This window comes from Leifsonia sp. EB41 (assembly GCF_041262565.1).
Classification (GTDB): Bacteria; Actinomycetota; Actinomycetes; order Actinomycetales; family Microbacteriaceae; genus Leifsonia.
Map to the genome: position 1 here is coordinate 1,570,378 of NZ_JBGCCJ010000001.1, position 20,043 is coordinate 1,590,420.

The 20,043-nt window shown below is 68.5% G+C and carries 18 protein-coding genes; 8 read left to right on the forward strand and 10 right to left on the reverse strand.

Features of this window, described 5'->3' with window-relative positions; genetic code table 11:
- Positions 1-145 precede the first annotated feature (145 nt).
- Together ABH923_RS07745 and ABH923_RS07750 are read left to right on the forward strand one after the other, a co-directional pair.
- A complete protein-coding gene (locus ABH923_RS07745) occupies positions 146-697 on the forward strand; it encodes an RNA polymerase sigma factor (protein ID WP_370054758.1) in 552 nt (183 codons plus the stop codon).
- 149 nt (positions 698-846) lie between these two features.
- Positions 847-2,478, forward strand: coding sequence for a glucoamylase family protein (locus tag ABH923_RS07750; RefSeq protein ID WP_370054759.1), 1,632 nt, complete (start codon positions 847-849; stop codon positions 2,476-2,478).
- 84 nt (positions 2,479-2,562) lie between these two features.
- Here the strand turns inward: ABH923_RS07750 and ABH923_RS07755 are convergent, their stop codons facing one another.
- Positions 2,563-3,378 carry a hypothetical protein gene (locus ABH923_RS07755; protein ID WP_370054760.1) on the reverse strand — a complete coding sequence of 272 codons (816 nt, stop codon included), beginning with the start codon at positions 3,376-3,378 and terminating at the stop codon, positions 2,563-2,565.
- A gap of 229 nt (positions 3,379-3,607) precedes the next feature.
- On the opposite strand from ABH923_RS07755, the gene ABH923_RS07760 reads away from it, so the two are divergent.
- Entirely contained in the window at positions 3,608-4,711 is a 1,104-nt protein-coding gene (locus ABH923_RS07760) for a hypothetical protein (protein WP_370054761.1), read from the forward strand.
- A gap of 58 nt (positions 4,712-4,769) precedes the next feature.
- Here ABH923_RS07760 and ABH923_RS07765 read toward each other — a convergent pair whose 3' ends face one another.
- Positions 4,770-5,201, reverse strand: coding sequence for a hypothetical protein (locus ABH923_RS07765; RefSeq protein WP_370054762.1), 432 nt, complete (start codon positions 5,199-5,201; stop codon positions 4,770-4,772).
- A 125-nt stretch (positions 5,202-5,326) separates the two neighbouring features.
- Here ABH923_RS07765 and ABH923_RS07770 point away from each other — a divergent pair, with 125 nt between their 5' ends.
- Both ABH923_RS07770 and ABH923_RS07775 read left to right on the forward strand, forming a co-directional pair.
- Positions 5,327-5,554, forward strand: a complete 228-nt coding sequence (locus ABH923_RS07770; protein WP_370054763.1) for an RNA-binding S4 domain-containing protein — start codon at positions 5,327-5,329, stop codon at positions 5,552-5,554.
- Positions 5,555-5,590: 36 nt separating this feature from the next.
- Positions 5,591-5,845: a Smr/MutS family protein gene (locus ABH923_RS07775; protein WP_370054764.1), complete on the forward strand. Its 255-nt coding sequence runs from the start codon at positions 5,591-5,593 to the stop codon at positions 5,843-5,845.
- Between the two features lie 6 nt (positions 5,846-5,851).
- On the opposite strand, the gene ABH923_RS07780 is transcribed toward ABH923_RS07775, so the two are convergent.
- The 3 genes from ABH923_RS07780 to ABH923_RS07790 all read right to left on the reverse strand — a co-directional run bounded on the left by ABH923_RS07780 (position 5,852) and on the right by ABH923_RS07790 (position 9,699).
- The gene (locus ABH923_RS07780) at positions 5,852-6,925 is read right to left on the reverse strand and encodes an alkene reductase (RefSeq protein ID WP_370054765.1); all 1,074 of its coding nucleotides are present in this window, start codon (positions 6,923-6,925) and stop codon (positions 5,852-5,854) included.
- A gap of 151 nt (positions 6,926-7,076) precedes the next feature.
- Entirely contained in the window at positions 7,077-8,210 is a 1,134-nt protein-coding gene (locus tag ABH923_RS07785; protein ID WP_370054766.1) for a peptidoglycan-binding protein, read from the reverse strand.
- 172 nt (positions 8,211-8,382) lie between these two features.
- Positions 8,383-9,699 (reverse strand): threonine/serine exporter ThrE family protein, encoded by a 1,317-nt coding sequence (locus ABH923_RS07790; RefSeq protein WP_370054767.1) that lies wholly within the window; start codon positions 9,697-9,699, stop codon positions 8,383-8,385.
- 307 nt (positions 9,700-10,006) lie between these two features.
- Here ABH923_RS07790 and ABH923_RS07795 point away from each other — a divergent pair, with 307 nt between their 5' ends.
- Positions 10,007-12,760, forward strand: coding sequence for a discoidin domain-containing protein (locus tag ABH923_RS07795; protein WP_370054768.1), 2,754 nt, complete (start codon positions 10,007-10,009; stop codon positions 12,758-12,760).
- 81 nt (positions 12,761-12,841) lie between these two features.
- Here the strand turns inward: ABH923_RS07795 and ABH923_RS07800 are convergent, their stop codons facing one another.
- From ABH923_RS07800 to ABH923_RS07815, 4 genes are all read right to left on the reverse strand, one after another.
- Complete coding sequence (locus tag ABH923_RS07800; protein WP_370054769.1) at positions 12,842-14,659, reverse strand: beta-galactosidase; 1,818 nt, start codon at positions 14,657-14,659, stop codon at positions 12,842-12,844.
- Positions 14,656-15,552 carry a carbohydrate ABC transporter permease gene (locus tag ABH923_RS07805; RefSeq protein ID WP_370054770.1) on the reverse strand — a complete coding sequence of 299 codons (897 nt, stop codon included), beginning with the start codon at positions 15,550-15,552 and terminating at the stop codon, positions 14,656-14,658. Before ABH923_RS07805 ends, ABH923_RS07800 begins: the two co-directional genes overlap by 4 nt.
- Positions 15,549-16,535, reverse strand: coding sequence for a carbohydrate ABC transporter permease (locus ABH923_RS07810; protein ID WP_370054771.1), 987 nt, complete (start codon positions 16,533-16,535; stop codon positions 15,549-15,551). The genes ABH923_RS07805 and ABH923_RS07810 overlap by 4 nt, the downstream gene beginning before the upstream one ends.
- A 78-nt stretch (positions 16,536-16,613) precedes the next feature.
- On the reverse strand, positions 16,614-17,900 hold the full coding sequence (locus ABH923_RS07815; protein WP_370054772.1) for an ABC transporter substrate-binding protein: 1,287 nt from the start codon (positions 17,898-17,900) through the stop codon (positions 16,614-16,616).
- A gap of 378 nt (positions 17,901-18,278) precedes the next feature.
- Between ABH923_RS07815 and ABH923_RS07820 the strand changes: the two genes are divergently transcribed.
- On the forward strand, positions 18,279-19,310 hold the full coding sequence (locus ABH923_RS07820) for a LacI family DNA-binding transcriptional regulator (RefSeq protein WP_370054773.1): 1,032 nt from the start codon (positions 18,279-18,281) through the stop codon (positions 19,308-19,310).
- A 43-nt stretch (positions 19,311-19,353) separates the two neighbouring features.
- On the opposite strand, the gene ABH923_RS07825 is transcribed toward ABH923_RS07820, so the two are convergent.
- Positions 19,354-19,536 carry a hypothetical protein gene (locus tag ABH923_RS07825; RefSeq protein ID WP_370054774.1) on the reverse strand — a complete coding sequence of 61 codons (183 nt, stop codon included), beginning with the start codon at positions 19,534-19,536 and terminating at the stop codon, positions 19,354-19,356.
- 66 nt (positions 19,537-19,602) lie between these two features.
- Between ABH923_RS07825 and ABH923_RS07830 the strand changes: the two genes are divergently transcribed.
- On the forward strand, positions 19,603-20,031 hold the full coding sequence (locus ABH923_RS07830; protein WP_370054775.1) for a hypothetical protein: 429 nt from the start codon (positions 19,603-19,605) through the stop codon (positions 20,029-20,031).
- Positions 20,032-20,043: the final 12 nt, after the last annotated feature.

Here is a 20,043-nt window from a genome sequence, read left to right on the forward strand (position 1 = left end):
CGCAGCCGCCCGCCCCGCTGAGCACCCGATCCGGCACCCGATCCGGGCCCCGATCCGAGCCCCTCCGCGCCGGAGGGCGGCCCTCGCCCGCATCGTCGGGGCGGCCTCCCGTCGTCGTGCGCGGCCGCCCCAGGAAGGAACCGCCATGCGCCCGTACGCAGACACCACCGTCGACGACCACCTCGTCGCCCGCAGCCGTGAAGGCGACACCGCGGCGTTCGCGGAGCTCTGGCGGCGCCACTCCGTCGCCGGGCGCCGGTTCGCGGCCTCCGTGACCTCCGCCTTCGACGCCGACGACCTCGTGGCGGAGGCGTTCGCCAGGATCTTCCGGGCGCTCCGGAACGGCAACGGCCCGGTCCGCGGCTTCCGCGCCTACCTGTACACCACGATCCGCAACGCCGCCGCCGGATGGGGTTCCGCCCGGCACGAGGTCGCCGTCGAAGACCCGGGCGAGTACCGCGAGGAGCCGTGGACCGACGACCACCAGGACATGGTCTGGGAGCGCTCGCGCGTCGCCGCTGCACTCGGCGCGCTGCCGGAGCGGTGGCGCAGCGCACTCTGGTACAGCGAGGTGGAGCAGCTCACTCCGAGGGAGGTCGCCCGCGTGCTGGGCATCTCCCCGAACGCGGCCGCAGCCCTGACCTACCGGGCGCGCGAGGGCCTGCGCCGCGCGTGGGTCGCCCAGCTCGCCGCCTGAGCGGCCAGGGCGGGCCTACCGGATCTCCTCTCCCCAAGGTCTTGCGCGATCGAATGTATGCGCATACGTTGCGCGGGGTGATCGCTCTGCGCGGGAGTGCGTTCCCGTGCGAGCAGTTGTCGACGATGACACGAAACGGAGACCGTCCCATGACCAGATCCCATCCGCCGCGGCGTTCACGCCGCACCACCGCGATCGTGCGGGCCGGCGCAGCAGCCGTCCTCGCCGTCGCGTCGCTCGCGACCGCGCAGACCGCGTTCGCGACGACGGCGCCAGGCACACCGAGCCCCGGCACAGCGAGCACAGCCGCGCAGGGCATGCAGGGCATGAGCGCCCAGGCGCCGCTCACCGCCGCCCAGAAGGCGAGCCTCCTGCAGGTCGCCAAGGACACCTGGGCCTTCTTCGAGAAGGACACCGACCCCACCACGCACCTGCCGCTCGACAACCTCGGGCCGGGCGCCACCAGGGGCCAGTACACCTCCGCCGCGAACATCGGCACCTACCTGGAGGCCGTGGTCTCGGCCGGTGACCTCGGCATCATCAAGCGGCCGCAGGAGCGCGCGCTGATCTCCTCCACGCTCGACACCGTGGCCACCCTGAAGCGCTCGCACGGCTTCCTGTTCCAGTGGTACGACACCACGAACGGCCACACCATCCTGAACCCCGGCGCCGCCGATTGCTCCACCGAGACGACCCCGCAGCACGACAACTGCTCGTTCCTCTCGGCGGTCGACAACGGCTGGTACGCGTCCGGCCTGATGGTGGCGCGCCAGGCGCTCCCCGAGCTCCGCACGCAGATCGACGCGCTCATCTCCCCGATGGACTTCTCGATCTTCTACGACAACCGGGCGCAGACCGCGTGCAACACCAACCCGGCCATCGCCGGCAACCAGCCCACCGGCCAGATGTACGGCGGCTACTACGCCGGCCAGGGCCCTGCGGGCTACCACAACGGCGCGATCTACAGTGACCCGCGCATCGCGATGTACATCGGGATGGGCCTCCACCAGATGCCCGGCGACGTGTGGTGGCGCACCTGGCGCACCCTCCCGCCGAAGCAGTGCACCACGGACCCCGACTTCTCGTGGCAGGGCCAGTGGCCGGTCGCGGGTGACTGGCAGAAGTACACCGACCCGCAGAGCGGCAAGGTCTTCAATGTCTGGGAGGGTCATTACACCTACCCCGGAACGTCGATGACCTTCCTCCCGACCTGGGGCGGCGGCATGTTCGAGGCGATGCTCGCGAACGAGATCGTCCCGGAGACCACCTGGGGCCAGAACGGCTTCGGCCTCGCGGACGTCCGCACGGCGCAGGTGCAGGAGAAGTACGCCACCCAGACCCTCGGCTACCCGGTCTGGGGCATGTCGCCGTCGAGCACCGCCGACGACACCGGCGGCTACGGCATCTATGGCGCGACCGGCCAGAAGTTCCCGGCCGGCCAGGCGCTCGCCCAGTGCCCGGGCTGCTCGACGGAGGATGTGGTCACCCCGCACGCCTCCTTCACGGCGCTCGGCGTGATCCCGCAGGACGCATACGCGAACATCCAGAAGCTGCGCACGCTCTACCCGGGCATCTACACGGCTGACGGCGGCTTCTACGACGCAGTCAACCCGGTCTCCGGCTCGATCGGCCACCGCCGCCTCGTGCTCGACCAGTCGATGATCATGATGTCGCTCGACAACGCCCTCCAGAACGGCGCCATCCGCCAGCACTTCGCGGACGACCCGGCGTCGTGGGCGGCGAAGACGTATCTGGGGATGGAGACGATGACGCTGAAGTAGCCGACTCCCGACGCGCCGGACGCCCGGACACCGCCTGTGTGGCGGCGCCCGGGCGTCCGGTGCGTTCGGGACCGGGTGTCGTGCTCAGGCGCGGACGCGCTCGTCCTCGTCCTCGTCGAGGCCGGCCGCGACCGGGACCGGCGTGCGGTCGCGGCCGGACACGGTCAGGTACACCACGAGCGCCAGGATCGCGGCGAGGAAGATCAGGCTGGTCACGATCGTCCCGAGCCCGAGGCCGCCGTCCGAGGTCGGCTGCGAGAGCAGGTCGCCCAGCGAGGCGCCGAGCGGACGGGTGAGCACGTACGCGATCCAGAACGCCACGATCGCCCCGAGCCGGAACACGCGGTGCGCGACCGCGACCAGCGCGATCGCGACGGCGAACACGAAGACCGACACCAGGTAGCCCAGGTCGAGCTGCTCGGCCACCAGGTCTCCGGCGGCCGTGCCGAGCGCGAAGGTGAACAGCACCGCCAGCCAGTAGAACGCCTCCCGGCGCCTGGTCACGATGTCGTGGATCGACAGCGTGCGCTCCACGCCGTACCAGACCGCGAACGTGGCGATCAGCGCGACCGCGAACACGCAGGTGGAGACCACCAGCGGCACACCGAGGCCGTCGGTCAGGTTGTCGGTGATGAGGGTGCCGACGATGCTGATGAGCACCACCGTCAACCAGTAGACCGCGGGGATGTAGCGGCGGCTCCGGAACTGCACCGCGAAAACGACCAGGAAGACCACGGCCATCACGACCGAGGTGAACTGGGTGCCCAGGTGGAGGCTGGAGGCCAGCAGGTCGGCCGCGGTCTCACCCACGGTCGTGGCCAGGATCTTGATGGCCCAGAAGGAAGCGGTGGGCTCCGGGACTTTGTTCTCGCGGACGGCGGGATGGTTCGGCTCGGTCATGGGACTCCCTTTCGGAGGTTGGATCGACTGATCGGGTCGGACCCCTCGAACGCTAGGGACGGCCCTCCAAGCCCGCGCTAAGAATCGTTCCGGCGCACCCCCGTTCCTCTGAGCTTCCTCAGCCGCGTTTCCCCCCTGTTCACCCGATGGGGGCCCGTGAACGGGGGACACCCTGCCTACCGTGGAGGCGTCTCCCCCGGACACCGCCATGCCCTCGAAAGGAATCCCCATGCCGTTCCCCGCGCTCTCGCGTACGCGCGCCTGCCTCCTCGTCGCCGGAATCGCCGCGACCACTGCCGTCGCCGGTGCCGCGCTGCCCGCCGCCGCCACCACGTCCAGCCCCGCGCCGGCGCACTCGTCGTTCTCGGTCCGCTCGTTCCCCGCGGTCGGCGCCGAGACCGGCCCGGACGACATCACGCGCCTCGGCGACTCGATCTACGTCACTTTCCAGAACGGCGTCGGCCCGATGGGGGAGGGCGCTCCGTCCGGGGCGACCGCCTCCACGATTCAGCAGTACAGCCTCGCCGGCGTCGCGGGCCGGTCGTGGTCGGTCACCGGCAAGGTGGACGGCCTCACTGCCGACCCCGAGCACCACCGGCTGCTGCTGACGGCCAACGAGGACGGGAACTCCAGCTTCCTGACCCTGGACCCCACGCGCTCCACCGCCCCGACCCGCTACGCGTACCAGGGCCTGACGCACGGCGGAGGCACGGACGCGATCTCGGTCTCGCACGGCTCCATCATCGTGAGCGCCTCCAACCCGACCGTCCCGAACGGCCCGGCCGCCTACCGGGTGGCTCTGCAGGGCACGAACGCGGTGCTCAGCCCCGTGCTGTTCGACAACAGCGTCGGCACCAGCGCCAACACGGCCACAGCCGGGAAGCCGGTCCAGCTCGCCCTCACCGACCCGGACTCCAACACGATCGTGCCCCGCTCCAGCGCCCGCTTCGGCGGCTCGTTCATGCTCGACTCGCAGGGCGACCAGCAGCTGTTGTTCCTGAACCCGTCCGTGCGGGCCGGGGCCGGACACGGCATCCAGGTGCTCTCGGTCGCCCAGCCGCTCGACGACACGGCCTTCGCGACCGCGTCGCGCCGCACCCTGTGGGCCACCGACCCGACGCACAACGCCGTCGACGAGATCACGGGACCGTTCACGCCGGGCGAGGCCGTCTCCACCATCACCCCGGACAGCGGTCCGACCTCCCTCGCCCGCCTCGGCCTCACCGACGGCTCGCTCACCCCGATCCCGGGCCTCGGCTCGGTCACACCGAAGGGCCTGCTGTTCACCAGCGCCGCGCACGGCGAGGACCAGGGCGACCAGGACGACCAGTAGTCGCACCCGACGCTCCTCCTGGCCGAGACATCGCTCCGGCCAGGAGGAGCGAGCCTCGTCAGTGCACGACCGACGCCCGCAGAGCAAGCGCCCGGGCGCCGACCACGACGTACAGCACCGCGGCCGCGACGAAGCCGGCCGACATCAGGAACGACAGCCACGCGCTGCCCGACATCATCGTCCCGACCCCGACGAGGAAGGTCAGGACGATCACGACGAACGCGGCGAGAGCGGCCCGCTTGGCGACCCGTTCACGCCGGGCGGTCAGCCAGACCCGCACCGCCACGACGATCACCCCGATCCCGACGAGCGCGTGGAGGCCGAGAACGATGCCCGCGACGACGCGCGCGGCGCCCACGTTCTCCTCCGGGCTGCCGAGGAGGTTCGCGCCCATCCCGAGCAGGAACTGCACGGCGAGGGCGCTCAACGCCTCCCGGGATCGGCGGACGAGGTCGGCGGCAGGGGCGGGAGAGGTGGGCACAGCGGACATGGGAGTCCCTTTCACTGGACGGATCGCAACGTTCGGCCCATCCTCTTCCGGCGCGCGAACGCTGTCATCCGGCCGGTGGAGTAGGTGCGGTTACTCTCCCGGGAGTAGCGGCTAATCTACGTAGGATGACGAACCAGCCTCGCGCAGACGACATCTCGATCGGCGGCGACATGATCCGCCTCGGGCAGTTCCTGAAGTTCGCCGGGCTCCTCGACTCCGGCGGGAACGTGAAGGAGGCCATCATCGACGGCTACGTGACCGTGAACGGCGAGGTCGACCGCCGGCGCGGACGGCAGCTCCAGGTCGGCGACGTCGTCGGCTTCGAGGGTCGGCTCGTCCGCGTCTGCCCGTGAGCCCGCACCCGACCCGCCCGGGTGCAGGATGAGCAGATGAAGCTGACGCTCGACCTGCACGACATCTACAACCGCGGCGGCGACATCGATCGCGCACTGAACGGGATCATCGCCGAGGCCGTCGCGAAGAAGGCCCCGCTGGTCGAGATCATCCCGGGAAAGGGTTCAGGCGCGCTGAAGAAGCGCGTGCTGCGCTTCCTCGACCAGCCGGAGATCAAGGCCCAGTACCACCGGGTCGAGAAGGACTCGAAGAACTTCGGCCGGGTGTTCGTGCACTTCCGCTGGAAGTAGCGCCGCCTACGCGCTCAGGCGCGGGTAGTCCGTGTAGCCCTCGGCGCCCGCCCCGTAGAACGTCGCCGCGTTGGGCTGGTTCTCCGGGTGCTCACCCTTCCACCGCTCCACGAGGTCCGGGTTGGCGATCGCAAGACGGCCGACGGCCACGGCGTCCGCGTGCGCATCCTCGACCAGCGCGATCGCCTCGTCCCGCGAGGTGACCGAGCTGAACCCGCTGTTGACGACGAAGGGGCCGCCGAAACGCTCGCGGAGGTCCTGCACGAGAGCGCCCGTCGGCTCGCTGTGCAGCACGCTCACGTAGGCGAGGCCGAGCGGCGCGAGCCCGTCGACCACGGCCTCGTAGGTGGCGGTGGCGTCGCCGAGGTCGGTCTCGAAGACGTCCTGGATGTTGTGCATCGGCGACAACCGGATGCCCACCCGCCCGGCCCCCACGGCCTCCGCGATCGCCGACGTCACCTCGACCACGAAGCGCGCCCGCGCCTCCGGGGACCCGCCGTACTGGTCGTCGCGGACGTTGGAGACCGGCGAGAGGAACTGGTGCAGCAGGTAGCCGTTGGCGCCGTGCACCTCCACCCCGTCGAGGCCTGCGGCGATGGCGTTCGTGGCCGCGGTGACGAACTCGTCGCGGACCGTCGCGAGCTCCTCGGTGGTGAGCGCGTGCGGCACCGGGTAGGCGACCTTCCCGGTCGTCGTGCGCGTCTCACCATCGATCGCGACGGCGCTCGGCGCGACGATGCGGTCCGTCCCGTTGATCAGCGGGTGCGAGACACGACCGCTGTGCATGAGCTGCATGACGATGCGGCCGCCCTTGGCGTGCACGGCGTCGGCCACCGCGCGCCAGCCGGCGATCTGCTCATCGGTGACGATGCCGGGCTGCCCCGGGTACGCCCGCGACTCGTGGCTCGGGTAGGTCCCCTCGGTGATGATCAGGCCCACGCTCGCTCGCTGCGCGTAGTGTTCCGCCACCAGCGGCCCCGGGATGCCGGCCTCACCCGAACGCGTGCGGGTCAGCGGCGCCATCACGACGCGGTTGGGAAGGTGGAGGTCGCCGAGCGAAACAGGGGAGAACAGATCCATCGAGGCATGCCTTTCGGTGTGCGGACACGTAAGCGGTCGGTATCTGCTGCGCGGTGGGCGCAACCCTGATCCGAACAGCGCCTGCGCGCGCACTATTCCTTCGCGGGTCTCGCGCACTCCATCGAGGTGCCAGATGACCCGACGGGAATGCCTACGGCGTCGGCGACGGCGACGGCGTCGGCGTCGGTGTCGCCTGCTTCCCCTGGGCGATCGCCTTCTCCAGAGCGCTGATGGTGGCGGCGTCGACGGCGCCGGTCGGCTCGACGCCGAGCTTGGTCTGGAACGACCTGAGCGCGTCGGTCAGGGCCGGAGTCCAGACACCGTCCACCGGCCCGTCCCAGAACCCGGCGAGCTTCAGGGTCTGTTGAACGGCGGCCGTGGTCGCGGTGTCCTGCTGGGCCGCGGCTCCGCCGACCGCCAGGAGCTTGCTCTGGAGTGCCGCGGCCGTCGCCTTGTCGAGGGCGCCGGTCACCGGGAGCCCGCTCTCCTTCTGGAGCGCCTCCACCGCCGCGGCCGTCTGCGGCCCGTACACGCCGTCGATCGCGCCGGTGTAGTACCCGGCCGCGGCGAGATCCTGCTGCAGCGTCGTCACATACGCGCTCACGGCGGCCTGGGCCTGCTCGGTCTGGGTCGCCGGCACGCAGCCGGCGTCGACGAACAGCCGCAGCCAGGAGAACTCCAGGGCGACGGCCGCACTGTTGAACTGGACGGAGGCGTCGGCGAGCGGCGTGGTGTCCGTGATCGCACTCTGAGCCGCGGCGAATTCGGATTCGGCCGTCTTGACCCGGTCGACGGTCGCTGCCGGAGCGAGCGGGGTGGCGGACGGCTGCGGGGTGGCGGACGTCGCGGGGGTCCCCGACGGACCGGCCTTGGCCCGCTCCAACGCGGCCCGCGCGTCGGCGAGCTCCCTCTGAGCGGCGACGAGCTCCGCTTGGGCCGCGACCGCCGCCTCGGCACCATCCAGGGCGTTGTCGCGCGGCTTGGCCAGGTCGGAGCCGGCCTTTCGGACATCGCCGACGGTGGGCGTGGTCTGCGTGAAGACGTCGCCGTACCGATCCAGCGCCTGGAGGTACGTCCTGCTCGCCGTGCAGAAGCTGTCGGAGGCGGCCTTCATCGCGCTCTGCGCCTCCGTCACCGCCTTCTCCGCGGCTGTCACCTGAGCCTGCGCACGGTCGACGTCCGTGACCTCGCCGGAACACCCGGCGAGCGCGAGCACCGCCACGGCCGCGGCGGCGATCACGATCCGTCCCCCCGCGTTCAGCGTTCTGCCGAAGTGTTCGCGCATCAGGCTCCCTCAGCTGCGGGGAGAACGTAGCGCTTGGGGCTCCCCCTGGCTGGACCGTCTGCGGCTGCGCCCCTGCGAGCCGACGGTGTCCTTGCTCTCCGGCAGAATGGTGCGTCCGCTCGTCGGCATTCGGCAAGAGTCCAGTTTTCTTTCACCGAACCCACTGCGCGGCTCAGCCGAACCGCAGCCCCCATCGGGACGGGGCGACCCGGTGGATCTGCCGGTAGAACGCCGTCCCGGACACCACCCCGAGCGCGATGGCGACGATCGAGCCGAGGATGGTGAAGAGGCTCAGCGAATCGAGTGCCAATCCGAGCACCCGTTGCGTGAGGCCGATCAGCCCCGCAGCTCCCGGCACAAGGAGCCAGAAGGCCGGGAGGAAGCAGACCACGGCGGGCGGCGCTCCGGGGAGGGCTTGCAGGAGGTACGCCACCAGTGTGAGAGCGAACGCACCCACGAAGCCGCCGAAGACCGCCGGGAGGGCCTGGGCGGTCAGCACCTGTGCCGCGTACGCGATGAGCAGCGTGAAAGCCAGGTAGAAGATGGACCGGCTGGGGCCGCAGTAGTAGAGATAGAACCCTGCGGCGAGAAGGATGACGCCGACCCACGGCTCGAGCACCCCGAATCCGGGCTCAGGTGCGAAGAGCGCCGTCGAGGGCGAGAGCCCGGTGATGCTTAGGGCGGCGACGATCCCCGACGCGAGGAGGCCGAGCTGCGTCAAGCCGTACACCAGGCGACTCGAGCCGGAAACCATGTCGCCCGATGCGAGCTCCTGGATCCCCGTCGTCAACGCAGCGCCCGGCAGCAGGGTCACCATCGCGGGGACGAGCACCTGAAGCGGAATCGCGATGAGGTGTGCCTCAGCCGCCGTGAACACCAGAAGCGCCGCGACGAAGGACAAGAACACCGGCAGGATCGTCGCACCGAACGAACCGGGCCGGACTGCCAGCTTGGCAGCGCCGACCAGGGTCCCGAGGACGAACGCCCCGACCATGCTGTCGAGCTGGGCACCGAGAAGCACCAACGCCACCCCGGCCGCTGCGACGCCGTGACCGACGACGCGCACTCCGGCGGGGAACCGCGGCGGCCGCGCGAGCGACTCCTTGAGGCTGGCGATCCCCTCCTCCGCCGTGAGTTCACCGCGCTCTGCCGCGAGCACGAGGCGATACACGTCCGCCGCACGGTCGAAACGGACTTCGCTGGCGAGCGGCGTGATCGCCTGCATGCCGCGGTTCTCCACCCCGGGCAACGAGACGATCATCACCGTCGGCAGCACGACGATCGACATCCCCGGGTGACCGAGCGCGGTCGCCACCGAACGAAGCGTGCGCTGGATGTCGGTGGTGGCGACCCCGATCGAGAGGAGCGCGCTGCCGAGCCCCATGAGAAGGGTCTGCGTCGTCGACGGGTCGTCGCTCGTGCTCGCAGTGTCGACCCGCGGCTCACGCCACCGCCGGACGAACTTGCGCCACGCTCGACCGATGTCCACCGCAGGCTCCCATCCCTCGATTCGGCATGTCCACCTCCTGCCCGACGCCCGGCAAGATCCTGCTTCGCCAACCATGCCCCAGCGGCACGGGTCGAAGATCCCGATTGTAGTTACCGATAACAATAAAGCGGCAGTTTCGTTGAATTCACTAGCGTTATCGATGATGCTACGCGTATCGTGACTCTCCTGTCCCTGCCCGATGAAGTAGCGAAGGTAGACCATGAGCGCAACCAAACCCCCCAACCATCGGAGATCGCGAGCCGCCGTTCTCGGCGCCGTCGTTCTCACCTTGTTCGCGGCTGCCGCCGTGCCCTCCGCACCGGCGAGCGCCGACACGGCAGCTCCTCCCGGCAGCGCGCTGCCGAGCTCGCAGTACACCCTCCTGGGCTTCGACTCGGAGTCAGCGCCCTATCCCGCTCCCCCCTCTCTCGACGGGACCGCCGCTGGTGCATTCGACGGCGACTACTCGACTCAGTGGGCGTCGAACTACAACGCCGGCTCCCCCGACCCGATGCCGCACTACCTCACGTTCGACATCGGGGCAGAGCACACGCTGACCGGTCTCGGCTACTCGGTCAAGGTGCAGGGCAACGGTCCGGCAAAGGATGTCGAAGTCCTGACCACGAACGACCCCGCCGTCGCCAAGGACGGGACGAGCACCGGTTGGACTCCGTCGGGGACTGCGACCTTCCAGCAACCCACGAGCGCCACTCAGATCCAGTACGTGACGTTCGCCCAGCCCGTCACCGCACGCTACGTCCAGTTCCGCGTGCTCGACTCCATCAACGGCTCCGACAACGCATCGGCCTCGGAGCTCGTCGTCTACAGCACGGACAGCATCGCCGGACAGCCAGCCGGCAAGGCGATCACGAACTCGCAGTACAGCGTGGTCGGAGAAGACTCTCAAGCGACGGACAGCGGTGACGGCTCGGCCGCGTCCGCGTTCGACCAGAACTACGCGACCCAGTGGGCGAGCCTGTGGAACGCCAGCCCGCAGCCGGGCTTCCCGCACTGGGTCACCTTCGACGTGGGAGGGTCCTTCACCCTCACCGGGCTCGGATACTCGGTGAAGGTGCAGAGCAACGGTCCCGTCAAGGACGCGAAGGTCTACACGACGAACGACGCGGCGACCGCACAGGATCCCAACGCGGCGGGATGGACGCTCGCAGGGACAGCCACCTTCGTGCAACCCACGAGCAACACCCAGCTCCAGTACGTCAGCTTCGCGAACCCGGTCGCGGCACGCTACGTCCGGTTCGAGGCCGAGGACTCGATCAACGGCTCGCGCAACGCCTCGGCATCGGAGCTCGTCGCGTACTCGACCGATTCGGACACCACACCGACGCCGGCCACTCCTCCCGGACCCCCCTCGCCGTACACGGTGAAGACGACCTCGATCGATTCGACCGACTGGAACTATCCCGACGACACCTCGGCGAGCAACTACCTCGACAAGGACGGGACCTACCACTTCGAGGAGGCGCACTCGCTCTACTCCAAGACGGACCCGCGAGCGTGGTCCTTCTATACCGGGACGAACATCGACGATGCCACCGCGGACCAGGCGATCAGCAACGCGGGAACCAACCCCGACACGACAGCGCTCTGCAACAACAGCCCGACCGGCAAGGAGGCGACGGTCGCTCCCGGGTCGACCAGCCACTCCGAGGCGAACTACTGCGACCTGACCCAGGTCTGGGTCGATCCGGACACGGGGGACTGGTACGGACTGGTCCACAACGAGTTCACCCCGGAGCCGTTCGCCGATGGTCTCCACTACGACTCGATCGACTATGCGGTGTCGAAGGACCAGGGCAAGACCTGGAGCATCCCCGGGCACGCGATCACGTCGCCATACAGCACGGTGCGCGGAGACACCGCCGCGTTCCCACAGCAGACGTACTACTACGGTGACGGCGATCCGCGACTGTATGTCGACTACGCTTCGGGATACTTCTACTCCTTCTACGGATCCCGCGTGGTCAACAAGGGCGGAGGCTGGGTCGCGTTCTACGAGCATGTCGCCCGCGCTCCGATCTCCGGCAAGATGGCCACGGGAACCTGGCAGAAGTGGTACGACGGCGCCTGGACGCAGCCGGGAATCGGCGGCAAGGAGAGCAACATGACTCCTGTCACGGCCAGCAGCACCACGGGCTACACCGCTCCCGACAAGGAGTACGACCCGACGACCCCGGGAAGCGCCCAGCAGCAGATCAAGAACGGCCAGATGCCGGGAACATCGCCGCTGTTCGTCATGGACGTCACCTACGACGCCTACCTCGGCCTCTACATCGGCGAGCCGCAGAACCCGGACCAATCGGGCACCGCGCCCCAGGAGTTCTACGCGACGAAGAGCCTGGCGACCCAGCAGTGGTTCAAGCTCGGCGACACCGGAAAGAGCTACACGACAGCCTCCTGGTACCGCTGGTTCATCGACCCGGCCAACAAGACCGGTTCGGCCGTCGTCGGCAAGTCGTTCCGTTCGTATTGCTCGTACGGATGCATGAACGGTTCTTCGGCGCAGTACGCGAACGTCACGATCGACGTCGACAAGCCGGCTGCCGCCATCGACACCACCAAGCAGTACACCATCGCGAACGGCGACGGACGGCTGCTGGGCGTCGACGGGAAGAGCGGGAAGCTGAGAAGTGCCGCGGCGGTCAACCAGGCGGCGGGTACGTGGACGTTCGCCCCAACGGGTGATGGCGCCTACACCCTGGCCGATCACGCCGGCGATCTCCTCGGCGTCGACTCGTCGTCCACGGCCGGCCGCGCCTGGGGTGCGAAGCTCGCGCTCTCGCCGAAGGGCGCCCCGGATGTCGGGCAACAGTGGTTCGTCGTGCCGAACACCTCGGCGACGACGGGCGACGCCACCGGCGGTGTGCGCCTCGTGAACCGCTACAGCGGTCTGGTGCTCGGATTCGACAACTCGAGCGTGCAGACCACCCCGCAGCGCACCTGGGACCAGGCCGCAGCGAAGGGGCTGTCGTCGGCCTCCGACCAGACTCTGGTCCTGACCGAATATGCAGGCGACGGGACCACCAACCCGTCCGCGCACTAGGGACGACAAAGGACTGGCCCCGGGCTCGCTGTCAGCAGCCCGGGGCCAGTCGCATGTCCGGCGGCGTTCTTTGAGCGCCGCCTACTCGTCGTCGAAGGTCTCGATGTACTCCTCGGTGGGTCCGAGTTCCGGTGCGCCACGGAATTCGATGCGGTCCCCGGACTGCTCCAGCTCCAGCACGGTGATCGTGTTGACTCCGGAGGTCAGCAGCGGGGCGGGAACGTAGAGCGTGAGCTGCGGCCCCACGTCCCAGTACCTGCCCACGAGAAAGCCGTTGACCCAGACGAATCCCTTGCGGAAGCCAGGGAGCGCGAGGAAGGTGTCGGCGGGCTCGGTGATCTCGACCTGAGCTGTGGCAAAGCCCGGCGCGCGGGAAATCCTCGCGCCGACGGACTCCGGAGTGGATGCCAACTGCCTCAGCATGGCGGGCGACCACTCGTCCAGCGGCAGCGCGCGCATCGTCCAGCCGTGGACGAGCCGACGCCCGACCTGCACACCACCGAGAATGCCTTTGCCCTGGCCGAGCAGCGGCCCGTAGTTGATGCGTCCCTGGTTCTCGACGAGAATCTGCAGCTCCACGGGCGCGCCCGTTCCTACGAGCTCCAGGGTTCCGGTCTCGTCCGAGATCACGCCCGCCGGCACTCCGTCGACGAACACCTGGGCGCGGTCATGCAAGCCCGTGATCGTCAGGGTCGTGCTCCCCCGCGGCAATCGCGGCCGGGCGCTGTAGAGGACGAGGCCGGACGGAAGTCCGAGTTGCTCGAAGCTCAGTGGACGCGTCGAAGCGATTCCGGCCGCCGCGGACCCGAGAGACTCCAGCAGCGCTCGGCCCGATTCCACAGAGATTGCTCGCGGCGCGAGCACCGGAGGGGCGGCGGGGGGCGCCGGCGGGAGAACACCCGTGAATTCGGTCAGCCGCTCACGCAACGCCATGAACTTGGCGGTGAGAGCCCCGTGCTCGGCGACCGGCGCGTCGGAGTCGTAACTGGTGATGGTCGGCTGCAGCGCACCGTCGTGGTTCGCTCCCGCCCACAAGCCGAAGTTGGTCCCGCCGTGCGCCATGTAGAGGCTCACCGATCCGCCGAGTTCGAGGATCTCCGCGAGGGTGGCATCGGCGCTCGGGACGGACCGCACATGATGCCGCTCTCCCCAGTGGTCGAACCAGCCGTTCCAGTATTCGGCACAGATGAAGGGTTCTCCGTTCCGCCGGGACCGGAGCAAGCCGATCGCCTGTGTGGCGCGCGAGCCGAACGTCGCCGTGGCGAGAACTCCCGGGATGGATCCGCCATCGAGCATGAGGTCGGTCGGGCCGTCCGCGGTGTAGAGCAACTCGGTGACGCCGCGCTCGATGAGGGCGTCCCGCAACCAAGCCAGATACGTGCCGTCGTCGCCGTAGCTGCCGTACTCGTTCTCGACCTGCATCGCGACGATCGGTCCCCCGTGCGAGGCCTGCAGCGAGACGAGGCGCGGGATGAGGTCGTCGAACCACTCAGCGACAGCGTCCAGGAACAGTGGATCGGACGAGCGCAGCCCCCTGCCCGAGCGAGCCGTGAGCCACGCGGGGAAACCCCCGTTGTCCCACTCGGCGCAGATGTACGGCCCGGGTCGCACGATGACGTCGAGCCCGAGCTCGCCGGCCAGCCGCACGAATCGCTCCAGATCACGCCAACCGCTGAAGTCCGCCGGCTGCTCTGCCCGGCGCTGATGGAAGTTCCACGCGACGTACGTGTCGACAGTGTTGAGCCCGAGCGCCGCGATCCGTTCGAGGCGATCGCGCCACAGTGCGGGGTGCACCCGGAAGTAGTGCAGCGAACCGGAGAGCACCCGGTGCTCGACCCCGTCGCGCAGCAGAGCACCGTTCGAGTAGTTCAGGATGGCGGCGCTCGTCGCCACCGTCACTTGACGGCTCCCGCCGTCATCCCGGCACGCCAGAACCGCTGCAGGGCGAGGAAGGCGACGACGAGAGGGACGATCGAGACGAGCGAGCCGATCACGACCAGCGGCGGCGGAACAGCGACATGGCTGGCGTTCCAGCCCACCAACCCGACCGTGACCGGCTGCAGACGATCGTCGCTGAGCACCATGGCCGGCAGGAGGTAGTTGTTCCAGATGTCGACGAACTGGAACAGGAAGATCGTGACGAGCGCCGGCAGCATCATCTTCGTGGAGATCGAGCGGAAGATGCGGAACTCGCTCGCGCCGTCGAGGCGACCCGCCTCGACGACTTCATCGGGCACCGACTGCGCCGCGAACACGCGCGACAGGTAGACCCCGAACGGGCTGACGACGCTGGGCAGCAGCACGGCGAGCGGATTGTTGATGAGTCCGACGCCCGAGAACATCAGATAGAGAGGCAGCGTGAAGAGGATCTTGGGCACCAGCACAGCCGCGAGGATCGCGCCGAACAGCGCACCGCGGCCCCGGAACTCGTACTTGGCCAACGCATAGCCGGCCATCGCGGACAGCAGCGTGCCGACGAGCGCGCCGACGCCGCAGTAGAGGAGGCTGTTCAGCATCCACTGCCAGAAGATGCCGCCGTTCTGCGCGGTGAGCCGTGCGATGTTGTCGAACAGGCCGAACCCGTCGAACCAGAGGCCGCTGCCGCTGAACTGCTGGCCGAACGGTTTGGTCGCCGAGACGACGAGCCACCACAGCGGGAACAGGAAGTAGATGCTCGAGAGGGAGAGCAGGATCATCACGACTGTGCGGCTCAGCGGGCTGGTGTCACGACGCGGCTTCACCGCACGATTCCGCGGGCGCGCCGGCGAGATCTTGTCAACGGTCGCGGTCATGCGCGCGCCTTCCTCTGTGCCACGCGCGGTCGCTCGCGCTCTGGACGGTTCGTCAGCCGGAAGAAGACGAACGAGATCATGCCGACGAGCACCGCGAGGATGACCGACTGCGCGGCCGCGTAGGGATAGTCGCCCGCCGAGACAGCCGCCTGGGCGGACATGATCGGGGTGAACGTCGACGAGATCGCCCCTCCGGAGATCGGCTGCAAGACGGTCGGCTCGTTGTAGAGCTGGGCGGATCCGATGATGGAGAACACGGCCGTGAGGATGATGGCGCTCCTCACCATCGGGATCTTGACGCTCCAGGCGATCCGCACCGGGGATGCGCCGTCGATCTTCGCCGCCTCCAGCACTTCCGCCGGGATGGACTGCAGAGCCGCGTAGATGATGATCATGTTGTACCCGGTCCAGCTCCAGGTGACGATGTTGGCCACGGACCACAGCACCGTCCCGTCGGCGAAGAAGGGCACCTGAAGGCCGAGCGGCTTCAGGAGGTGGTTGATCGGACTCGACTGCGTCGAGTACATGAACGACCAGACCAGTGCGGCGCTCACACCCGGGATCGCATAGGGAAGGAAGTTGGACAGCCGGAAGAACCCTTTGCCACGGGCGGACTTCGAATCGATGAGGAGGGCGAGCGCGAGGGCGAGCCCGAGCATCACGGGCACCTGAACGACACCGAACAACGCGACCCGACCGAGCGAGTGGACGAAGTCGGGGTCGGAGAAGGCTCGCGCGTAGTTCGCCGACGGCGCGAAGACCTGAGTCGGTGCGACGAGCCCGAGCCCGGAACGCTTGACGACGAACAGGCTGGCGATGGCGGCGTAGACGATCGGGGCGACGTACATCGCCGCGAAGAGCAGGAAGAACGGCCCGAGAAACAGCAGCGGCGCCCGCCAGCCGAGCGTCCCTCGCCCTCGTATCCGCGCCGGCTTCGCAGCCGCCGACGATGAGGGCTTACGGGCAAGAGCCAGTTCGCTCACGAAACCTTTCCTTCCGTCTTGCTGATGCGGCGGGCGCCGATCAGGTATCGCGCGCCCGCCGCATCTGTGCTGCTGTGCCTACTGGCTGACCTTCAGCCCCTGCGTCTTCAGCTCTGTCACCGTCTTGTCCTGCGCGGTCTGCAGGGCATCGGCGATGGTGCCTTGCCCCGACCAGGCCTTGCCGAGGCCGTCGTTGAGGTCGGCCGCCGTCTTCGTCATGACCGGCCCCCAGGTCCAGGCGGGGTTCACCTTGGCCGCCGCAGCGCTGAAGACGTCATAGATCTTCTGACCGCCGAAGTAGGGGTCGCCCGAGGTGAGCGCGGGGAGACTCGTCAGGGCCGTGGCGGCCGGGTAGAGGCCCGCCTTCTGCACGAGCGTGTTGAAGGTCGTCTTGTCGGTGCTCATCCAGTTGGCGAACTCCCAGGCGCCCTTCGGGTCGTTGCAGCCCTTCAGCACCGCCGTCGCGGAGCCGCCGGCGTTGCCGACCTGATCCTCGCCGGCCTTCCACTGCGGCATCGGCGCCACCGCCCACTTGCCGGAACCGTCCGCGGCGCCTCCCTTGATCACTCCGGCCTGCCAGACCGCGCCGACGACGGTGGCGATGTCGCCGTTGCCGAGGCCCGTGTACCAGGCCTGGTCGTACATCGGAGCGCTGCTGATGACCCCGTCCTTCACCAGGCCCTGCCAGTAGTCGGCGACCTTCTTGTTCTCGGCGGACGCCATCGTCACCTTCCAGGAGTCGCCGCTCACACCGAACCACGTCGCACCAGGCTGCCATGCGAGTCCCGCGTAGTCGTAGTCCATGTAGGGGGACGAAATGAACTTGTTCGGGTCGGACGCGTGGATCTTCACCGCGTCCGCCTGGTACTCATCCCAGGTGGTCGGTGCGGCGAGCCCGAGCGAGTCGAAGAGCTGCTTGTTGTAGAACAGCGCCATGGGACCGGTGTCGACGGGCGCACCGTAGACCGCGTCGCCGATCGAGACGGACTTCCAGGCCGCGGGCTGGTACTTCCCCTTATCCCCGTTCGCGTACTGGGAGACGTCCTCGAGTGCACCCTGCGCGGCGAAGCTCGGCAACGTCTCGTAGCCGACCTGGGCGAGACACGGCGCGTTCTTCGCAGTGACCGCATTGAGCATCTTCTGGTAGCCGCCCTTGGCCCCCGGCTGCACCTCTTGGTACGTGACGCTCACATCCGTGTGCGACGCGTTGAACGCCTTCACCGCATCGGCGTATCCCGGAGCCCAGCCCCAGAACGTGACGGTCGACTTCTCGGCGCCCGTCCCGCTGGACGAACACCCTGCAAGCACCAGGCCAAGCGCGACCGCTCCGGCCACACCAGCCAGGCGAAAAGCTGACTTCTTCACTGCCTCTCCTTTGATCACAGGACTTCGCGCTCCGGCCGACGTGGACAGCCACGCATCCGCTACGCCTCTTGTCGGACGACTATCGCACAAAATGATACCGATAACAAGTCGATTTAGTCAGTCTGGATGTACCGGAATTTCAACCATCTTCGCTCAGGGCGGCTCGATCGGGTCCAGCGTAATAGATATCGATGCCAAACAGTCAGGGAAACGCCAGGCTCAGGGCGGCGATCGCCGTGCTCGGCTGCTCAAACCACTGGCGCACCGAACGAAATCGGCCTGAACCCCAAGGTTATCGCTATCATCCGGGCTTTCCCACAGCGCGGGACTCGCCGCAAGACGGGCCGGCCGGGCGTTTGTGGTCGGTATCATTGACGGATGACAACGCCTGCGCTCCGAAGCTCCACGCAGCGGCCGCCCGGGATGACCGACGTTGCGAGGGTCGCCGGCGTATCCGCGCAGACCGTCTCTCGCGTCCTCAGCGGCCATCCGAACGTGCAGCAGAAGACGCGGGCGAAAGTCCTCGCGGCGGTCGAACAGCTCGGTTATCGCAAGAACAATGCCGCACGGGTCCTGTCGTCAGGCCGCAGCCGCACGATCGGTGTGGTGCAACTGCAGACCAGTTTCTACTCGCGCACCGCCATCGCCGTCGGCATCGAGGAGGCGGCCCGCGCGGCCGGCTATTCGGTGAGCGCGGCGACGAGCCCGTCGCTCGACGCATCCTCCATCGAAGAGGCGATGTCGCGACTGGCTGATCAAGGCGTGGAGGGAATCATCCTCGCGCTGCCGCTGGTCCACTCCACGAAGGCGATCGAGGAGATCACGAAGGCGACGCCGACGATCACGATCGACGGGTCACGCACGTCGGCGACGGAGATCGTCGCCATCGACCAATCGCAGGCTGCGCGGATAGCGACGCAGCATCTCCTCGATCTCGGTCACAAGACGGTCTGGCACGTATCCGGCCCCTCGGGATGGCTCGACGCGCTCAGTCGTGCTGAAGGCTGGCGCCGCACGCTCGAAGACGCCGGGATCACGCCGCCTCCCGCGCTGGAGGGAGACTGGTCGCCGGCCTCGGGATACCGGAACGGTCTCATCCTGGGCCGAATCCCGGAGGTGACGGCGGTGTTCGTGGCGAGTGACGAGATGGCGTTCGGGGTGATCCGGGCATTCCATGAACTCGGCCGCCGGATCCCCGAGGACATCTCCGTCGTCGGTGTCGATGACATCGCCCTCGCCGAGTACTGCTCGCCTTCGCTCACGACGGTGGCGCAACCCTTCTCGAAGATGGGCGAACTCGCCGTCCAGCACCTGCTTCGCTACATGGCCGACCCGGAGGTCACGCTGGCGCCGGCGTCCGTCGAACCCCACCTGATCGTCCGGTCGTCGACGGGACCGCTCGGCGGCTGACGCAACCCGAATCACTCCACTTCGGGGGCTGTTTCGTGACCAGTCAGGGGTTGCGCCCCGCCCACGGATCGACGCTCGAAGGATCGACACCGTCACCAGGCATGCGCTGAATCCCGCCGCCGCTCGGCAGACGCTGAATCGTGTCCTCGGTCAGCCGGCCAGCCGGCGGCTCGTACTCGCGCTCGCGCTTCAACCAGCTGACGATCCGTTCGCGGATGCTGCTCACGCGCTGGAGGCTACACCCACGGCGCGCTCGTCCGCCTCCCTCGGGATCGACCCCTAAGTTCGCACTATGGCGCTGTCGCGATGGAAGACCCCTCTGATCGCCCTCGCGATCGTCATCGGGCTCGGCGGAACGCTTGTCGGGGGGCTCGCGCTCATGAACCTTCCACCCGCCGTTCCGGCCCCGCGCCATCCGGTGCCGGGCCCCGACGCCACGCTCACCTCGACGTCGCAGGCCTATATGGAGGCCGCGAAGAGCAACGACTGCGGCATGACCCGCGCCCTCACGACCTCGAACACGACCGTATGGTGCGACGGCCCACGGCTGCTCGCCTACACGTTCGTCGCCCGCACCGGCGACGACGGCACGTGCATGGCGTACTGGATCACCACCGACCGCGGCCTCGACGGCACCGACCAAGGCGGCTCGGAACCGTGGTCGTTCTGCTACCGCCAGACCAAGGCGGGCTGGCGGCTCTGGGATCAGGGCCAGGGCTGATCCGCGAATCGA